This window comes from Pseudomonas sp. NBRC 111132, from assembly GCF_001320565.1.
GTDB lineage: Bacteria > Pseudomonadota > Gammaproteobacteria > Pseudomonadales > Pseudomonadaceae > Aquipseudomonas > Aquipseudomonas putida_P.
Genome location: NZ_BCBI01000132.1, coordinates 1 through 611 on the forward strand (window position 1 = coordinate 1; position 611 = coordinate 611).

The window sequence follows — 611 nt, forward strand, 5'->3', positions numbered from 1 at the left end:
GTTCGACAAGCGGATCGATACCGCCCCCGCAGCCATGCATGGTCCCTGGACGGACATTTTCGTTCGACAAGCCCGTGATAAGGGTTGGAAAGGCGTTCTCACGCCTAGTGGTGCTGGCCACGACGCAGCGGTTTTCGCAAACGTCGGCATCCCTAGCGCAATGATCTTCATCCGAAACCAGCATGGGTCCCACAACCCTCACGAGGCGATGGGGTTGGACGACTTCCTGGCAGCGACAGAGGTGCTGTATCACTCAACATTGGAGCTGAAACCATGACCGTTCGAGATAACGCTTGGCTGATCCGTAATGCAACCCTGGTCAATGAAGGACTTCGTTGGGTCGGTGATCTTCGAGTGCGAAATGGTCGCATCGATACCATCGGCGAAGCCCTAGAACAGCTGCCCGGAGAGGAACTGATCGACGCTACTGGGCTGTGGTTGTTACCGGGAATGATTGATGATCAAGTGCACTTCCGGGAGCCTGGCTTGACCCACAAGGCTAACATCGCCAGTGAGTCTCGCGCCTGTGCAGCGGGTGGTATCACCAGCTTCATGGAAATGCCGAACACCAAGCCAGCCGCGCTGGATCGTGCAACCTTGGAAGCGAAGTA

General features: G+C 56.6%; 1 protein-coding gene and 1 pseudogene. Both read left to right on the forward strand.

What is annotated here, in order from left to right; translation table 11 throughout:
• On the forward strand, nt 1–277 hold a 277-nt coding region (locus APH35_RS29205), incomplete at its 5' end, for a M20/M25/M40 family metallo-hydrolase (protein WP_156341256.1).
• Nucleotides 274–611, forward strand: a pseudogene (locus APH35_RS27975) (dihydroorotase); the annotation flags it as partial. The gene APH35_RS29205 and the pseudogene APH35_RS27975, both read left to right, overlap by 4 nt.